Origin of the sequence: Halorussus limi (assembly GCF_023238205.1) — an archaeon.
Lineage (GTDB): Archaea > Halobacteriota > Halobacteria > Halobacteriales > Haladaptataceae > Halorussus > Halorussus limi.
This window is the reverse complement of record NZ_CP096659.1, coordinates 933,763-950,389: the sequence shown is the minus strand read 5'-3', so window position 1 is coordinate 950,389 and position 16,627 is coordinate 933,763. Positions and strand designations below refer to the sequence as shown.

At 66.7% G+C, this 16,627-nt stretch carries 14 protein-coding genes; 8 read left to right on the top strand and 6 right to left on the bottom strand.

Annotated elements, in window-relative coordinates; genetic code table 11:
* Nucleotides 1-63 precede the first annotated feature (63 nt).
* The 6 genes from M0R89_RS04930 to M0R89_RS04905 all read right to left on the bottom strand — a co-directional run bounded on the left by M0R89_RS04930 (nt 64) and on the right by M0R89_RS04905 (nt 6,334).
* Nucleotides 64-1,257, bottom strand: a complete 1,194-nt coding sequence (locus tag M0R89_RS04930) for an NAD(P)/FAD-dependent oxidoreductase (RefSeq protein ID WP_248651455.1) — start codon at nt 1,255-1,257, stop codon at nt 64-66.
* 1 nt (nt 1,258) lies between these two features.
* Nucleotides 1,259-2,632, bottom strand: a complete 1,374-nt coding sequence (locus M0R89_RS04925) for an aspartate aminotransferase family protein (RefSeq protein ID WP_248651454.1) — start codon at nt 2,630-2,632, stop codon at nt 1,259-1,261.
* A 3-nt stretch (nt 2,633-2,635) separates the two neighbouring features.
* Entirely contained in the window at nt 2,636-4,024 is a 1,389-nt protein-coding gene (locus M0R89_RS04920; protein WP_248651453.1) for an aspartate aminotransferase family protein, read from the bottom strand.
* 100 nt (nt 4,025-4,124) lie between these two features.
* Nucleotides 4,125-5,003: a dimethylarginine dimethylaminohydrolase family protein gene (locus tag M0R89_RS04915; protein WP_248651452.1), complete on the bottom strand. Its 879-nt coding sequence runs from the start codon at nt 5,001-5,003 to the stop codon at nt 4,125-4,127.
* Nucleotides 5,000-5,452 (bottom strand): Lrp/AsnC family transcriptional regulator, encoded by a 453-nt coding sequence (locus M0R89_RS04910; RefSeq protein WP_248651451.1) that lies wholly within the window; start codon nt 5,450-5,452, stop codon nt 5,000-5,002. Before M0R89_RS04910 ends, M0R89_RS04915 begins: the two co-directional genes overlap by 4 nt.
* A 51-nt stretch (nt 5,453-5,503) precedes the next feature.
* Nucleotides 5,504-6,334: a nitrilase-related carbon-nitrogen hydrolase gene (locus M0R89_RS04905; protein WP_248651450.1), complete on the bottom strand. Its 831-nt coding sequence runs from the start codon at nt 6,332-6,334 to the stop codon at nt 5,504-5,506.
* Nucleotides 6,335-6,468: 134 nt separating this feature from the next.
* Between M0R89_RS04905 and M0R89_RS04900 the strand changes: the two genes are divergently transcribed.
* From M0R89_RS04900 to M0R89_RS04865, 8 genes are all read left to right on the top strand, one after another.
* Nucleotides 6,469-7,488: an ABC transporter permease gene (locus tag M0R89_RS04900; RefSeq protein WP_248651449.1), complete on the top strand. Its 1,020-nt coding sequence runs from the start codon at nt 6,469-6,471 to the stop codon at nt 7,486-7,488.
* Nucleotides 7,485-8,333 (top strand): ABC transporter permease, encoded by an 849-nt coding sequence (locus tag M0R89_RS04895; RefSeq protein ID WP_248651448.1) that lies wholly within the window; start codon nt 7,485-7,487, stop codon nt 8,331-8,333. The genes M0R89_RS04900 and M0R89_RS04895 overlap by 4 nt, the downstream gene beginning before the upstream one ends.
* A gap of 119 nt (nt 8,334-8,452) precedes the next feature.
* Nucleotides 8,453-9,652 (top strand): polyamine ABC transporter substrate-binding protein, encoded by a 1,200-nt coding sequence (locus M0R89_RS04890; protein WP_248651447.1) that lies wholly within the window; start codon nt 8,453-8,455, stop codon nt 9,650-9,652.
* 3 nt (nt 9,653-9,655) lie between these two features.
* Nucleotides 9,656-10,786, top strand: coding sequence for an ABC transporter ATP-binding protein (locus tag M0R89_RS04885; RefSeq protein ID WP_248651446.1), 1,131 nt, complete (start codon nt 9,656-9,658; stop codon nt 10,784-10,786).
* A gap of 36 nt (nt 10,787-10,822) precedes the next feature.
* Nucleotides 10,823-12,334, top strand: coding sequence for an aldehyde dehydrogenase family protein (locus M0R89_RS04880; RefSeq protein ID WP_248651445.1), 1,512 nt, complete (start codon nt 10,823-10,825; stop codon nt 12,332-12,334).
* Between the two features lie 143 nt (nt 12,335-12,477).
* On the top strand, nt 12,478-13,902 hold the full coding sequence (locus M0R89_RS04875; RefSeq protein ID WP_248651444.1) for an aldehyde dehydrogenase family protein: 1,425 nt from the start codon (nt 12,478-12,480) through the stop codon (nt 13,900-13,902).
* 27 nt (nt 13,903-13,929) lie between these two features.
* Complete coding sequence (locus M0R89_RS04870) at nt 13,930-15,063, top strand: saccharopine dehydrogenase family protein (protein WP_248651443.1); 1,134 nt, start codon at nt 13,930-13,932, stop codon at nt 15,061-15,063.
* An 81-nt stretch (nt 15,064-15,144) separates the two neighbouring features.
* Nucleotides 15,145-16,626, top strand: coding sequence for a CoA-acylating methylmalonate-semialdehyde dehydrogenase (locus tag M0R89_RS04865; RefSeq protein WP_248651442.1), 1,482 nt, complete (start codon nt 15,145-15,147; stop codon nt 16,624-16,626).
* The last annotated feature ends 1 nt before the right edge of the window (nt 16,627 follow it).

Here is a 16,627-nt window from a genome sequence, read left to right as displayed (position 1 = left end):
ACGATGGTGCGAAAGTAACGCGACGCGTTTACTTCGAGATTAGAGTACCCCGAGTCGCCGGTATCAGTCGCCCGCGCTGATGCTGAAGAACTCGAAGTCCGGACTCCGGGACTCGAATCTGTCGAGGGCGAACGGAGTGAGCGGAAACGGCGCGGCCGCTCCGCCGACCAGTTCCCGAACCGCGCTCGCGGCCACCGGCGCCGTCATCACGCCGCGCCCGTGGAACCCCGTGGCGACGACCAGTCCCTCCGGAGCGTCGTCGGGGGCGTCCACGATGGGCCGCGTGTCCGGGGTCGCGCCGTCGACTCCGGCCCAGCCGTTGACGAACCTCGCCCGGTCGAACTCCCGGAGGAAACTCGGAACGAGGTCGGCGACGTGGTCGCGGAAGGCCTCGTCCTCCCGTTCGCTCGCGGCCTCGGGGTCGTCCTCCGCGAACGACCAGCCCCCGACCAGCAGGTCACCGTTGCGTTCTGGCCGGAAGTAGACGTGTTCGCCGGGCACCCAGCCCATCGGGAACTCCGCGCCGAGCGCCGCTTCGGGGTCCAGAACCACGCACTGGGTCCGGTAGGGGCGGACGGGGAGACGGACGTGCTCGCGGAGGAACCGCTCAGTCCGCCACCCCGCGGCGACGACCACGAGGGGCGCGTCGAAGTCCCCGGCCTCGGTTTCGACGCCCGCGACTCGTCCGCCGGCCGTCCGCAGGCCCGTGACCTCGGTGTCGGTCGCAACCGTCGCGCCCCTCGCCTCCGCGTCCTCCGCGAGCGTGACCGCGAAGGTGTAGGGGTCGACGAAGCCGGTCTCCTCGTGGCGAACCGCCCCCGCGAACGCCGAGAGGTCGAACCGGGGGTGGCGGCGCTCGGCCTCGTCGGCGTTCAGGAACGCCACCCGGACGCCTTCGTCGGAGAGGCGCTCGACGCGGCGTCGGGCCTCGCCCTCGCGGTCCGGCGGGACGAGTTCGAAGCTCGGCCGTTCGGTGAACGAGAACTCGCCGGTGCCGTCGTACTCGCGGAAGAACTCGTTGGCGTGGTCGGCGACCGCCGACTCGTCGGTGTACGACGGGGACATGGTGATCTCGCCCGCGGCGAGCGCGGTGGCCCCCGCGGCGATTTGGCCGCGCTCGACGAGCAGCACGTCGCGGTCGGCGGCGAGTTCGCGGGCAACCGCACAGCCGACGACGCCGCCGCCGACGATTATCGCGTCGTAGCCGTCCTCGGCGGGGCGGACCTCGTCGCGCGAGGTGAGGTCGGCGTGCTCCATGTTAGGCTTCGACCGCTCGGAGTCCGTCCTCCAGCGCCCCGACCGCCCGCTCCAGTTCCTCGCGGGTGATGGTCAGCGGTGGCTGGAATCGGATGACGTTCTTGTGGTAGCCGCCGACGCCGACGAGGACGCCGTGCTCCTCGCGCATGTAGTCCTTGACCGCGTCGGCCGCCTTCTTCGCGGGTTCGCCCTCGGCGGTGCCGGCGTCGCGGTCGCTCGCGTCGGTGTCCTCCTCGGCCAGCGGCCCGACCAGTTCGACGCCGAACATCAGGCCGCGGCCCCGCGTCTCGCCGACGAGGTCGTACTCGTCTTCGAGGTCCGCGAGCCGTTCGGCGAGCCACTCGCCCTGCTCGGCCGCGTTCTCCACGATGCCGTCCTGCAGGGCGTCGATGTTGGCGAGCGCCGCGGCACAGCAGACGGGGTTGCCGCCGAACGTCGAGAGGTGGTCGCCCGCCTCGAAACTGTCGGCGATGTCCGCGGGCGCGGTGAACGCGCCGAGGGGCAGGCCGTCCGCGATACCCTTCGCCTGCGTCAGGATGTCCGGTTCCACGTCGAACTGCTCGCTGGCGAACATCGTGCCGGTCCGGCCGTACCCCGTCTGGACCTCGTCCAGAATCAGGAGCGCGCCGTGGTCGTGGGCTATCTCCTGCACGCGCTTCAGGTATCCCTTCGGCGGGACGACGATGCCGCCCTCGCCCATCACGGGTTCGAGGACGACGGCCGCGAGGTCCGTCGAGGTGTGGGTGCCGATGACTCGCTCCAGTTCCTCGGCGGCCCGCGCGGCGAACTCCTCCTCCGAGCAGTCGCCGTACGGCGACCGGAACTGGTAGGGCGCAGGCGCGTGGACCACGTCGTTCATCGTCGGGGCCATCTCGTGCTTGTAGGCGTGGTTGCCGGTGAGCGCGAGGCTGCCGAGGGTGCGGCCGTGGAACGCCATCTCCAGCGCGACGACCTCCTTGCTCCCGGTGTGCTTGCGCGCGAGCTTTATCGCGCCCTCGACGGCTTCGGTGCCGGAGTTACAGAAGAACGTCTTCTGGAGGTCGCCGGGCGTTATCTCGGCGATGCGCTCGGCGAGGTCCGCCACCGGTTCGTTGCGGTAGACGTACGAGCAGGTGTGTATCAGGTCGTCCAGTTGGTCCTTGGCGGCCGCGACCACCTCGGGGTTGTTGTGTCCGGCGTTCGTCACCGAGATGCCCGAGAAGCAGTCGAGGTACTGGTCGCCCTCCGTCGTCTCCATCGTCGTGCCCGACGCGCGCTCGACCGTGAACGGGTCGTAGCCCTTCGTGATGGGCATGACGTACTCGTCGTACTTCTCGGCCGGACTCGTCGTCGGCTCCTGCCCGTCTCGCTCGGCGTTCGGTTCCTGTTCGCTCATGGTTCAGTAGTCGTGGTCCACCGCGCGGAAGGCGTCCTCGGCGACTTCGAGCGCTCGGTCGATCTGCTCGTCGGTGTGGGTGTAGGTGGTGAAGAACCGCTCGCCCTGCATCGGGTTGCCGAACAGGACGCCGCGACCCGCGGCTTCGAGCCACCAGTCGGCGAACTGGTCCTCGTTGGCCTTCCAGGAGTCTCGGTACCGGCGAATCTCGGCGTCGGTCATGTACACCTGTCCCATCGACCCGACGTGCTGGACGTTGGCGTCGATACCCACGTCGTCGGCGACTTCCTGCAGGCCGCCGAACAGCCGGTCGCCCATCTCCTCGATGTGGTCGTACACGTCGCGCTCGTCGAGGATTTCGAGGGTCTTCAGCCCCGCGGCGGCCGACACCGGGTGGCCGTTGTAGGTGCCGCCGTGGAACGCCGAGGAGTTCCACTTCGAGGCCTCCTCCTTCCTCGGCGGGACTATCTCCTCCATTATCTCTGCCTTCCCGCCGAACCCGGCCATCTGGTAGCCGCCGCCCGCCGCCTTGGCGAAGGTGGTCATGTCGGGAGTGATTCCGAACCGGCCCTGCGCGCTCTGGGGGCCGAGTCGGAACCCGGTCATCACCTCGTCCCAGATGAGGACGATGCCGAGTTCCTCGGTCAGTTCCCGGAGGAACTCGTGGTAGCCGTCCTCGGGCTTCAGACAGCCACAGGAGAACATCACTGGTTCGATGATGACCGCCGCCAGATCGTCGGCGTGCTCGCGGAGTATCTTCTCGGTCGCCTCCTCGTCGTTGAACGGGAACGCGACTACCGTCTCGCTCACGGCGTCCGGGATGCCGGTGCCGTAGGAGACGGTGTTAGGTTCGTCCGCGGGGCCGAGCGCCTCCTCGCTGGCGTAGACGCTCTGGAGCGCGTAGTCGTGCGCGCCGGCGTAGCCGCCCTCGGGTTTCGCTATCTTGTCGTTGCCCGTGTACGAGCGCGCGACGCGCATCGCGTGCATGGTGGCCTCGCTGCCGGAGTTGGCGAGGCGCACCCGCTCGATGCTGGGTGTCATCTCGGCCACCTTCTCCATGAACTCGACGGCGATTGGCTGGGGCGTGGCGGTCAGGTCGCAGGTGTCGACCTGTTCCTTGACGGCTTCCTTCACCTCGGGGTGGCCGTGCCCGAGAATGATCGGGCCGAGCGCCAGCAGGAAGTCGAGGTACTCGTTGCCGTCCATGTCGTAGAGGTACGAGCCGTCCGCTTCCTCCACGTAGAAGGGGTAGGGGTCGAACGCCCGGACGTTCGACTCGACGCCCAGCGGCGTGACCTCCGACGCTCGCTCGAAGAACTGCTTGCTCTTTCCGGTTCGGTCGCGCAGTCGCTCTGCGTGGTCCCGTTCTTGCTCTTTGTCACCGAGACTCATCGTCCGACACGACGGAAGGGCACTCAATAAATCTTTGGCAAAAAGATGGTAAACACGAAAATGATACGAAATTCTATCGCGTTCAGAGTAAAGAGACCGGCTAGCTTCGCTCTAGCGGGAGGACCAGTCCCTTCAGTCCGCCGCCGGTCTTCCGTATCTCGCGCAGGTCGAGTTCGACCACGTCGATGCCGTGTTCGGTGAGCGACTCCCGCACACGGGGATTGCCCGAGGGAAGGAGCACGCGGCCGGGTTCGACCACGATGGTGCTCGTCGCTCGGTTCCGCTGTTCGCGCATGGGGACCTTGATGGTCTCTATCCCGCGGTCGTGGAGGAGTTCGAGGAACTCCGGGGGAATCGCCTGCGGGTAGACCAGCGCGAGGTCCTCGGCGACCATCGCGAACACCAGCGCGAGGTGGGTCTGGCCGGTGCTCTCGGTACTTCCGAAGATGGGGACCTCGACGACGTCGATGTCGTAGGTTTCCAGTACGTTTCGGACCTGCCGGATGCCTTCGGCGTTCGTGGTCTGGGACCGGCCGACGGCCACGGTGGTCTCGTCTATCCACACCACGTTCCCGGCCTCGAATCCGCCGGAGCCGTGGACTGTGTGGTAGACGGGGATGCCCAGTTCGAGCGCGCGCTCGGCGACTCGACGCTCCTCGCCGTGACGCGTCTCCTCGACCATCTTTCCGACGACGAGTCCGCCCTCGACGGCGAGTCCGACGTCTCGGACGAACAGCGACTCGGCGAGTCCCTCGGACGCGCCGCCGAGTCGGTCGACCGTCACGCCGTCGCTCTCCAGTTGTTCGACCAGCGCCCGATGCTCTTCGGCCGCGGTCTCCTGTCGGGGGAGTCCGTCCCACTCCCACGCGTCTGGGTCCACCACGGTCGAGAACTCCGGTCCGGGCTCGTGGACCAGCACGCGCTCCAGTCGCCCGACTTCGCTCCGCACCGACGGCGAGAGGTCCCAGCCGGTCATCATTCCGGAACGTTCAGCCGATTCTCTTCCTTCACGCTGCGCAGGGCAACGTCGGTCTTGGTCGAGACGACGCCCTCGTATTTGCCGATACTGCTCAGGAAGTCGGTCAGGTCCTCGCGGCTGCCGACCCTGACCTTCAGGAGCAGGTCGGTCTCGCCGGTGAGTTCGTGAATCTCCTGAATCGCGCTCTCCTCGGCGAGCCGTTCCGCCACCTCCGAGAACCGCCCCGCGTCGGTCTGGACCCGGATGAACGCCACGTTGTCGAGACCGAGCAGTTCGGAGTCCAGCACCGCCCGATAGTCCTGGATGTACCCCTCCTCTTCGAGGGTGTTGACTCGCTCGTGTATGGTCGCGCTTCCCATGTCGAGCCGTCGGGCGATCTCCGACAGGGCGGTCCGACCGTCGGCCTGTAGTATCTTGAGTATCTTCGCGTCTATTTCGTCGATAGTCATGGTGGAAGGTTCGGTCCGCGTTTCCGTATTCGTTCTGTTTCTCATCAAGAGTCACTCCTCGCCTCGTCTCGCGTCGGTGTAGGGCCGAACCGACGCGTCCGCTCGGGACCGCCGCACCGCGTCCACGTCCACCGAACACGTCGCGGCCGCGCGTTCGTCGCGCGGGAGCGAGAGGCGGGTGCCGCCCGCTCCCACGACGTCGTCACAGGGGGCGAACACCGCTGACCGCCCCGTCCCTCGGAGGTCCGCCGACCGCTCGCCCACGACGCTGACCTGCGCGACGTACAGTTGGTTCTCGACCGCCCGGGCCGCCGAACACCGGCGGACGCGCTGGAAACCGGCCTCGCTGGCGGTCCACGAGGGGACCGCGACGACCTCGGCCCCGCGGTCGGCGAGGTCCCGGACTAACTCGGGGAACTCCACGTCGTAGCACACCGCGACGCCGACCCCGACGCCGCGGTGCTCGACGACCGGCGGTCGCGCATCGCCCGCACGCTTCCCGGCCGTTCGCTCTTCGGGGATGAGGCGGGACTTGTCGTAGGTCTCGACGGGTTCGCCCGGGACCGCGACGGGACACCGGTTGTACACCGACCCGTTCTCGGTGACGTTGTACGACCCCCCGACGACGACCGCCTCTCGGTCGTCGGCCGCGTCGGCGAGCGCGCGGTGGAGTGCGGTCCGCTGGGACGGGTCGAGGGTCGAGAGGTCCCCGTCGGCGGGGAGGCAGTCGCTGGCGAACAGTTCCGGGAGGACGTAGCAGTCGGCCTCGCCGGCCCGGTCGAACAGTCGCTCGACTCGTCGGCCGAGCGCCTCGACGGACTCGCACCCGCCGAACTCGTACTGGCAGAGGGCGACGTCGAACGTTCCGCGGTCCGCACTCATGCTGATGAACGTATTGAGGCACAGTAACAAAAACTTTGTCTGAATGGGGGCGAATGAGCGGGAAAATCATCGGACGATGTCGGAACAGAGCAAAACTTATTTCGGGGGGCCACGACGATGAGACACAGAAACGCATGGCAAGTGAACACAAGTCGCGGGAACGAGACGTCGAGTCGGGTCCGAGCCTGCGCCAGCGGATCCGGCGGAGCCGGTGGACGGGGTTCGCGGTCAACGTCACCCCGAGCGCGTTCTGGCTGTTCGTCTTCTTCCTCGTGCCCTTGGGCGTGATGTTCTACTACAGCTTCGGCCAGCGAGGGGCGTTCGGCGAGGTGCTCGTCGCCCCGAAGTACCTCGGTCTCCAGCAGTATCGTCTGTTCTTCGTCCCGGAGGACGCCTCGGTGTTTCAGGCGATCTGGTGGACCGTCGCGTGGTTGCTGGAAGCCATCGTGCCGACGAACCTTCAGTTCGCCGCGGGCGAACCCACTCCGTACGTCCAGTTGACGCTCAAGAGCATCGGATACGGACTGCTGGCGACGCTGGTGTCGTTCGCCGTCGGCTACCCCGTCGCCTACTACGTCGGTCGCATCGCCCCGGAGGAGTACCAGGACCTGCTGTTGGTGCTCATCATCCTCCCGTTCTGGGCGTCGTTCCTCGTCCGCATCTACGCGATTCAGATACTGCTGTCGGGCAACAGCGTCCTCACGAACGCGCTCGGCTTCCTCCCGTTCTACGAGGCCGGGCAGTCGCTGATGAACTCGCAGTTCGCGGTGATGGTGGGACTGGTGTACATCTGGATTCCGTTCATGATCCTCCCCGTGTACGCCAGCATCGAGGAGATAGACTTCACGCTCCAGGAGGCGGCGATGGACCTCGGCGCGAACAAGCTTCAGGCGTTTCGGAAGGTCATCTTCCCGCTGTCGATGCCCGGCGTCGTCGCGGGGAGCCTTTTGGTGTTCATCCCGAGTACCGGCGCGTACGTCATCCCCGACCTGCTCGGCGGGACCAACAGCCAGATGATCGGCAACTTCATCGCCGCGCAGTTCGGCGCGGCGGGCAACTGGCCGCTCGGCGCGGCGGGGTCGTTCACGCTCATGGGAATCATGCTGCTAGCTATCGCGCTCTACCAGAAGTACGGGAGCGCTGATATCGCATGAGCACCGGGTCGCGAAATCGCAGTCCGTTCGCCCGCCTCCGGTCCCGAATCTTCGAGTGGGGCGGCACGCTGCTCGCGGTCGAAGCGGCGCTGGTGTACCTGTTCCTGTACCTTCCCATCGTCGTGCTTATCGCGCTCTCGTTCAACGACTCGCGGTACGCGCTCGTCTGGCAGGGGTTCACGACCGAGTGGTACGAAGCGCTGCTGGCGGGCGAGACGGTCGCACGCGTCAACCCCTCCGCGGCGTTCTCCGCGCTGGTCCACTCGGTCGAGATCGCGCTCGTCACCGTCGTCGCGAGCGTCGTCTTCGGGACGATGCTCGCCTTCGCGCTCGACCGCTACGACTTCCCCGGGAAGGGACTGTTCACGGGCATCGTCTACATGCCCATCATCATCCCGAGCATCGTGATGGGCATCTCGCTGCTGTTGTTCTTCAACATCGTCGGGATGTCGCTCGGACTCCACACCGCCGCCATCGGTCACATCGCGTTCGACATCAGCTTCGTGACCATCGTCGTCCTGGCGCGTCTCCAGCGGTTCGACCGGACCCTTGAGGAGGCCGCCAAGGACCTCGGCGCGAACGAACTGGAGACGTTCCGGTACGTCACCCTGCCCATGCTCAAGCCCGGCATCGTCGCGGGCGCGCTGCTGGCGTTCGCCATGAGCTTCGACGACTTCGTCGTCACGTTCTTCATCATCGGCAATCAGAACACGCTGCCCATCTTCTTCTTCTCGATGGTGCGCCAGGGCATCACGCCGGGGGTCAACGTGGTCGCGGCGCTCATCATCGTCGTGACCATGGGGGTCGTCGGCATCGCGCAGTGGTTCGAGGGCCCCATCTGGTAGCCCCGAACCGCCGGTTTCAGGCCGCTCGAGGGGTGGAAAAAGTTCGGCACGTGAAGACTTTATCCCCAATCTTTATGCCATATACACCCCTTTAGCCGAAAAGAGTCGGTGTGATAAAGATGGTCAAGCAAAGAAAGACGGACGGCGACAGGCGGCGCTTCCTCAAGACGACCGGTTCGCTCACGGCTATCGGGCTGACCGGACTCGCAGGTTGTACCGGTGGCGACGGCGGCGGACAGGCCACGACGACCACGGCTTCCGATACGACGACGGCGGCGTCCAAGAACCCGCGCGAGAAGTACGGGCTGAAGGAACTCGACTACGAACTGGAGGACAAGCTGAACATCTTCCAGTGGGGCGACTACTGGCCCGACGGCACGGTTCAGGACTTCGAGAAGACCTACGGCGTGAAGGTCAACGTCTCGAACTACGCCTCCAACGAGGAGATGTTCAACAAGCTGAAGGCGGGCGGTCTCAAGCAGTACGACCTCGTCTTCCCGAGCGACTACATGATCAACGTCCTCGTGGACCAGGGGATGCTCCAGAAGCTGGACAAGAGCAAGATTCCCAACTACGGCAACCTCGGGTCGAAGTTCACCGACACGCCGTACGACCCCGACCCCGGGACGTACTCCGCGCCGTACCAGTGGGGCACCTCGGGCATCGGCTACAACAAGGAGATGCTCGGGAGCGACGTGAGCATCAACTCCTGGGACGCGATGTGGAACGAGCAGTGGAAGGGCCAGATGACGATGCTCGACGACATGCGCGAGACCATCGGCGCGACCCTCAAGCGCCTGGGCTACTCGCTCAACACGAAGGACGAGTCGAAGATAGAGGAGGCCAAGGAGATGCTCATCAACCAGAAGAGCCTCCTCAAGACCTACGACTCGTCGAACTTCACCACCAACCTCATCAACAAGCAGGCGAGCCCGGTCCACGCGTGGTCCGGCGGCGTGTTCCAGGCCTACTGGGAGACGTACAAGGACGGCTCCTCGCCCATCGCCTACGCGGTTCCGAAGGAGGGCGGCGTCATCTGGGTTGACAACGGTGCCGTCACCAAGAAAGCGCCCCACCCGAACGCCGCGCACGCGTTCATCAACTACTACCTCAACGCGAAGATCGGCGCCCGAATCACCAACTGGACCTACTACGGCAGCCCCAACGAGCAGGCCGAGAAGCACATCAGCGAGGACATCCTCAACAACAAGAGCATCTACCCGGACTCCTCGACGATGAAGAAGCTGGAGTACATCCAGAACCTCGGTCAGGCCACCCAGACGTACAGCCGGGCGTGGACCGAGATTCAGAACGCGTAGACGATGACGAGCTACGACGTTCAGCTCGACGGCATCACCAAGCGGTTCGACGACGTGGTCGCGGTGGACGACGTGAGCCTCGACATCGAGGAGGGGAAGTTCCTCACGCTGCTGGGTCCGTCGGGCTGTGGCAAGACGACGCTGCTCCGGTGTATCGACGGCTTCGAGACGCCGACGGAGGGAGAAGTGTACATCGACGGCGAGCGGGTGACCGACGTGCCGCCGTTCGAGCGCGACACCAGCATGGTGTTCCAGTCGTACGCGCTGTTCCCCCACATGACCGTGGGAGAGAACGTCGCGTTCGGCCTCCAGATGAAGGGGCTCCCCGACGAGCGCGCGGACGGCGGCTCCTCGGGCGGCGGACTCAAGAGCCTCGCCAAGCGGACGGGCAGCGAGGAGATAGACGCCCGCGTGGCCGAGATACTCGAACTGGTCGAACTCCCCGACTATCAGGACCGGGAGATCGACGAACTCTCGGGCGGTCAGCAACAGCGGGTCGCACTCGCGCGGGCGTTGGTGACCCAGCCGACGGTGCTCCTGCTCGACGAACCGCTCGGCGCGCTCGACCTGAAGCTCCGGAAGAACATGCAGGTCGAACTGAAGAACCTCCAGGAGGAACTGGGAACGACGTTCGTCTACGTCACCCACGACCAGGAGGAGGCGCTGACGATGAGCGACGAGATCGCGGTGATGAACGACGGTCACCTCGAACAGTTGGGCACGGCGACCGAAATCTACGAACAGCCCGAGACCGAGTTCGTCGCCGACTTCATCGGCGAGACCAACCTCGTGCGCGGCGCGTACGCCGAGACGCAGGAGGGGCCCGTGGTCGAGAGCGACGGACTGTCGTTCCGGGTCCCCCGCGAACCCGCGGCCGACGGCGAGGTCTCGTTCGCGGTCCGCCCCGAGAAGATACGGCTCGGCTCCGAGGCGCAGGGGCTCGACAACGCGTTCGAGGCCGAAGTCGTCGACGAAATCTACAAGGGCAACCTCGGGAAGTTCGTCGTCGAACTGGAGAACGGCAAGACGCTGACCGTGGACATGCAGATAACCGACCGCGGGGAGTACCTCTCGACCGGCCGAACCGTGACCGTCGGCTGGTCCGTGGACAACGTGGTCGTGCTGACCCGGTGACTCCCTCATCGAACCGATAGACGACATCCTTTTCCCATGACAGGCTACGACGACTCACTCAGAGCGAATCACGAATCGGCGATCGAAGAGGCGACCGAGGGCGTCGAGTTCGGCGCCGTCGTCGCCGGCGAGACTACCGCCGCGGCCGACGGCGAGACGTTCGCGCCCGAAGACCCCGCTATCGGCGAACCGATAGCCGACGTGGCCCGCGGACGCGAGGCCGACGTCGACGCCGCGGTGTCGGCGGCCGAAGAGGCCTACGACGGCGAGTGGGGCGAGATGACCGCGATGGAGCGGGGCGACCTCGTCCGCGAGTGGACGACCGTCCTCCGGGACCATCTCGACGAACTCGCCCTGTTGGAGACGTTGGAGGTCGGTAAGCCGCTCTACGCCGCGCGTGCGGACGTGGAGACGGGCATCGATTTCTTCGAGTACTACGCCGCCGCGGCGGCGGGCGAGGAAGGGTCGGTACCGGACGTCGGCGACGACTCGCACGCCTACGTCCGGCGCGAACCCTACGGCGTCACCGGCCAGATACTCCCGTGGAACTACCCGGTCCTCCTGATGGGGTGGAAGGTCGGCGCGGCGCTCGCGGCCGGCAACACCTCGGTGACGAAACCCGCCGAGCAGGCTCCGCTCGCGGTGATTCGGGCGGCCCAACTCGCCGAGGACATCCTGCCCGACGGCGTGCTGAACGTGGTCCCGGGCTTCGGCGACGAGGCCGGCGCGGCCGTCTCCGGCCACGACGGGATTCGGAAGGTCTCGTTCACGGGGTCGGTGCCCGTCGGCAGCGAGGTCATGCGCGCGGCGGCCGACGACGTGACGCCAGTCACGCTGGAACTCGGCGGGAAGAACCCCTTCGTGGTCTTCCCGGACGCCGACGTCGAATCGGCGGCCGAGACCGCGGCCGTCGCCGGACTCTACAACAACGGCCAGTCCTGCGACTCGGGAACTCGCCTGCTGGTCCACGAAGACGTGGAGGAGGAATTCCTCGACCACTACCTCGACGCGGTCGAGTCCCGAACCGTCGGCGACCCCTTGCAGGACGCGAACCAGGGGCCGCTCTGCTACGCGGCCCACCGCGAGAAGGTCGAGGAGTACGTCGAACTCGGGAAGGAGGAGGGCGCGACCGTACTCGCGGGCGGCGGCCGCCCCGACGACGCGGAACTCGACGAGGGTTACTACGTCGAACCGACCGTGTTCGGCGACGTGAACCCGGAGATGCGCATCGCTCAGGAGGAGGTGTTCGGCCCGGTCCAGTTCGTCACGACGTTCTCGACGTACGAGGAGGCCATCGACATCGCGAACGACGTGTCGTACGGTCTCACGGCCGGCGTGTTCACGACTGACGCCTCCCGGGCCCACCGTGCGGCCGCCGACGTCGAGGCGGGGAGCATCTGGGTGAACCAGTACTTCGGCACGGTCCCCGGAACGCCGTTCGGCGGTTTCAAGCAGTCCGGCATCGGCAGGGAGTGCGGAAAGGAGGCGCTGGCGGAGTACACCCAGAGCAAGTCCGTCCACCTCGCGCTCGACGACCCGTCGCTCTGAGAGGGCCGGTCGTCCGCGCTCCGCCGGGGGTGAACTCTCGGCGGTTCGAGTTCGCGCCCCGATTCTCGAAGTCTTTGCGGATAAAGGACGATTTTTCAGAAAGATTTTTGGCCCGCCTCACCATTCGATAGAGTGACTCACGCATGAGACAGCTCTACATAGACGGCGAGTGGGTCGACGCCGAAGCGAGCACGGGAATCGACGTCGACTCGCCCGTCGACGGCGAGGTCATCGACACCGTGCCGGCCGGGTCGGCCCAGGACGTACGGAAGGCCGTGGAGGCGGCCCGCCGCGCCCAGCGCGAACTCGAAGAGATGACCGCGTTCGAGCGCGCCGCGGTGCTCGACGAGGTGACCGACTACTTCGAGGACCACGAGGACGAAATCGCGGAGGGAATTACCCGTGAGGAGGGCAAGCCCCTCCACGAGTCCTACGAGGAGACCGAGTACGTCATCGAGTCGAGCGACGACTACGCCCACGACGCCATCCGACTGTTCGGCGACGTGGTGCCCTCGGAGTTCCGGGGTCGGTTCGCCTACACGCAGCGGGAAGCCTACGGCCCGTGCGCGGTCATCAGTCCGTGGAACTTCCCCCTCGAAGTGCCCGGCGGGTCCATCTACTCCGCCATCGCCACCGCGAACCCCGTGGTGTTCAAACCGGCCGAGGAGACGCCGCTGACCGCGTACCACATCGCCGAGGCCTTCGACCAGTCGAGTCTCCCGGACGGCGCGTTCAACCTCGTCACGGGCGCGGGCGAGACCGGACAGGCGCTGGTCGAGCACCAGGACATCCGACTTATCGCGTTCACGGGCAGCACCGAGGTCGGCCAGCAGATAGCGAAGACCGCGGCCGAGCGCAACGCCCAGTGTCTGCTGGAGATGGGCGGCAAGGACCCCATCCTCGTGCTCGACGACGCCGACGTGGACCACGCCGCCGAGAGCATCGTGATGGGGAGCAACTGGAACGCGGGGCAAGTCTGCTGTGGCACCGAGCGCGTAATCGCCACCGAGGGCGTTCACGACGAACTGGTGGACGCGGTGGTCGAGAAGACAGAGGCCCTCGAACTCGGCGACCCCTTCGAGGAGGGCACGGACGTCGGACCGATGGTGTCCGAGCGCATCCAGCAGAAGGTCGTCGACCACGTCGAGGGCGCGGTCGAACAGGGCGGCGACCTGCTGACCGGCGGTGACACCGAGGGCCTGTTCTTCGACCCGGCGGTCATCGACGGCGTGACCGAGGAGATGGACATCGCCCGCGAGGAGACGTTCGGCCCGGTGACGCCCGTTATCTCGGTCGACGACTACGAGGCGGCCATCGAGGTGGCCAACCGCTCGAAGTTCGGCCTCCAGGCCGCCATCTTCACCGACTCGCTCGAACGCGCCCACGACGCCGCGAATCGCCTCAAGGCCGGCGGCGTGTTCGTCAACGAGACCAACAACTACTGGGAGCGACTCCTCCCGTTCGGCGGCTACGGCGAGAGCGGGTCGGGCGGCCGGTACGGCAGCAAGTGGCACCTCGAAGCGATGACCCAGACGAAGGCGGTCATGATGAACTACAAGGACTACTGAGCTTACTGAACCACTACAGATAATTACATGAACGTTATCGCACTCGGCGGATGCGGCGCGATGGGTCGCGCCACGTCCCACGAACTCGCGGAGAACAGCGACGCGGAACTGACTATCGCGGACGCCGACGTGGAGGCCGCGGAGGAACTCGCGGCTGACCTCCCCGGCGAGGTGGAGGTGGCGGAGGTGGACGTGACCGACCACGACGCGCTGGTCGAACTGCTCGCGGACGCCGACGTGGTGGCGAACGCGCTTCCCTACGCCTTCAACGTGGACGTGATGGAGGCGTGTCTGGAGGCCGACGCCCACTACCTCGACCTCGGAGGTCTCTACCACAAGACGCAGGACCAACTCGAACTCGACGCGGAGTTCGACGAGGCGGGACTCACCGCGGTCCTCGGCATCGGCGCGAGTCCGGGCCTCACCAACGTCGCGGCCGCGCAGGGCGCGAGCCATCTCGACCGGGTGGACGAGGTCCACATTCGGACCGGCGCGAAGGGCGGCGGCGAGGGGTTCGCCTACTCCGCCAAGACGATTCTGGACGAACTCACGATGAACCCCATCGTCTGGGAGGACGGCGAGTACGAGGAACTCGAACCGCTCTCGGGCCGGGAGACCTACACGATGCCCGACCCGGTGGGCGAGGTGGAGGGGTTCCACAGCATCCACTCCGAACTCGCCACGATGCCCTACACCTTCGAGGGCGTCCGGACGGTGGACTTCCGGGTGGCGTTCTCGCCCGACCTCGTCAACATCTGCGACGTGCTCATCGGCCTGAACCTCACCAGCGAGGAGGAAGTCGAGTTCGAGGGCGCGGAGTTCAGCCCCCGGGAGTTCCTCGACTGGCACCTCGACCGCCAGCCCAAGCCCGGCGCGGTCGAGGAGTGGAAGTCGTTCCGCGTGGACGTGACGGGCGAGGAGGGCGGCGAAGACGCCCACTACCGGTACGAGGTCGTCGTGGAGTCGCGCCTCGACGACTGGGGACTGAAGGCCACGGCGGTCTGGACCGGCGTCCCGATGGGCATCGCGGCCGACCTCGTCGGCCGCGGCGAGGCGCTCGACACCGGGGCCAAACCCCCGGAGGAGATACTCGACCCCGCGCAGTTCATCGACGAACTCGCCGAGCGCGACATCGAGATAGTCGAGACCGAGGTGGCGTGATACCGATGACGCTAACCCGACACGAGACACTCACGAGAGGCGCACGGACGCTCACGGACCCCTCGACGCTCACGTAACGCCATGACTGACATCTCATTCGCTCGGTCCGCCGAGCAAGCGAAGAACTACGTGGCGGGCGAGTGGCGCGACCCCGCCGGCGAGGGCGAGCAGGACGTGGTGAACTCCGCGACCGGCGAACCGGTCGGCGTCACGCCCTTCAGCGACGAGACCGGCGTGAACGAAGCGGTCGCCGCGGCCGACGAGGCGTTCGAGGACTGGTCGGCGCTCCCCGTCGAGGAGCGCATCCAGCCCCTGTTCGAACTCAAGAACCTCCTCGAAGCGAATCAGGACGACCTCGCCGAGACGCTCGCCCGGGAACACGGCAAGACCCTCGCGGAGGCGAAGGGCGAACTCCGGCGGGGCATCGAGAACGTCGAGGTCGCGTGCGGGATGCCCTCGATGATGCAGGCGGGCCACCTCCCGAACGCCGCGCCCGACATCGACGAGACCGCGGTTCGACAGCCTCTCGGGGTGTTCACCGCCGTCACGCCGTTCAACTTCCCGGGCATGATTCCGCTGTGGTTCCTGCCCTACGCGGTGGCGACCGGCAACGCGTTCGTGCTGAAACCGAGCGAGCGCACCCCGTTCACCGCGATGGGAATCCTCGAACTCGTGGACGCCGCGGGCTTCCCCGACGGCGTGGTCAACCTCGTCCACGGCGGTCCCGACACCGTGAACGCGCTGCTGGCCCACGACGACGTGGTGGGCGCGTCGTTCGTCGGTTCGACGCCCGTGGCCGAACACGTCTACGAGACCGCCGCAAAGCACGGCAAGCGCGTGCAGGCGCAGGGCGGCGCGAAGAACCACATCGTGGTGTCGGACTCCGCCAATCTCGAGTTCGCGGCCGAACAGACCGTCTCCTCGGCGTTCGCCAACTCGGGCCAGCGCTGTCTCGCCAATCCGGTCGCGGTGGTCCACGACGCCGTCTACGACGAGTTCGCCGACCGCGTCGTCGAGCGCGCCGCCGCCCTCGAAGTCGGCGACGGACTCGACGAAGCCACGGAGATGGGACCGCTGGTCACCGCCGACCACGAGCGGACGGTCCGCGAGTACGTCGAGACCGGCGTCGAGGAGGGCGCGACGCTCCTGCTCGACGGTCGGGAGCGCGACTCCGACCTCCCCGACGAGGGGTTCTACCTCGCGCCGACCGTCTTCGGTGACACGGACCCCGAGATGACCGTGGCCCGAGAGGAGATTTTCGGCCCCGTGCTCGCGCTGATTCGGGCCGAGGACTTCGACGACGCCCTGTCGATTCTCAACCGGAGCGAGTACGGCAACGCGGCCAGCCTCTTCACCGAGCGCGGCCGCGAGGCCAAGCGCTTCCGCCACGAGGCTGAGGCGGGCAACCTCGGCGTCAATATCGGTACGGCCGCCCCGATGGCGTTCTTCCACTTCGGCGGGCGGAAGGACTCGTTCTTCGGGGACCTCCACGCGCAGGGCGAGGACATGATTCGGTTCTACACCGACGAGACGGTGTACATCGAGCGCTGGCCCGAGGAGTGAC

What these genes read in the sequence shown, in the direction of transcription:
- M0R89_RS04885 (WP_248651446.1), top strand. Translation starts at nt 9,656, where the DNA reads ATGACGAGCTACGACGTTCAGCTCGACGGCATCACCAAGCGGTTCGAC.
- M0R89_RS04875 (WP_248651444.1), top strand. Translation starts at nt 12,478, where the DNA reads ATGAGACAGCTCTACATAGACGGCGAGTGGGTCGACGCCGAAGCGAGC.
- M0R89_RS04880 (WP_248651445.1), top strand. Translation starts at nt 10,823, where the DNA reads ATGACAGGCTACGACGACTCACTCAGAGCGAATCACGAATCGGCGATC.
- M0R89_RS04925 (WP_248651454.1), bottom strand. Translation starts at nt 2,632, where the DNA reads ATGAGCGAACAGGAACCGAACGCCGAGCGAGACGGGCAGGAGCCGACG.
- M0R89_RS04930 (WP_248651455.1), bottom strand. Translation starts at nt 1,257, where the DNA reads ATGGAGCACGCCGACCTCACCTCGCGCGACGAGGTCCGCCCCGCCGAG.
- M0R89_RS04905 (WP_248651450.1), bottom strand. Translation starts at nt 6,334, where the DNA reads ATGAGTGCGGACCGCGGAACGTTCGACGTCGCCCTCTGCCAGTACGAG.
- M0R89_RS04900 (WP_248651449.1), top strand. Translation starts at nt 6,469, where the DNA reads ATGGCAAGTGAACACAAGTCGCGGGAACGAGACGTCGAGTCGGGTCCG.
- M0R89_RS04895 (WP_248651448.1), top strand. Translation starts at nt 7,485, where the DNA reads ATGAGCACCGGGTCGCGAAATCGCAGTCCGTTCGCCCGCCTCCGGTCC.
- M0R89_RS04915 (WP_248651452.1), bottom strand. Translation starts at nt 5,003, where the DNA reads ATGATGACCGGCTGGGACCTCTCGCCGTCGGTGCGGAGCGAAGTCGGG.
- M0R89_RS04920 (WP_248651453.1), bottom strand. Translation starts at nt 4,024, where the DNA reads ATGAGTCTCGGTGACAAAGAGCAAGAACGGGACCACGCAGAGCGACTG.
- M0R89_RS04890 (WP_248651447.1), top strand. Translation starts at nt 8,453, where the DNA reads ATGGTCAAGCAAAGAAAGACGGACGGCGACAGGCGGCGCTTCCTCAAG.
- M0R89_RS04910 (WP_248651451.1), bottom strand. Translation starts at nt 5,452, where the DNA reads ATGACTATCGACGAAATAGACGCGAAGATACTCAAGATACTACAGGCC.
- M0R89_RS04865 (WP_248651442.1), top strand. Translation starts at nt 15,145, where the DNA reads ATGACTGACATCTCATTCGCTCGGTCCGCCGAGCAAGCGAAGAACTAC.
- M0R89_RS04870 (WP_248651443.1), top strand. Translation starts at nt 13,930, where the DNA reads ATGAACGTTATCGCACTCGGCGGATGCGGCGCGATGGGTCGCGCCACG.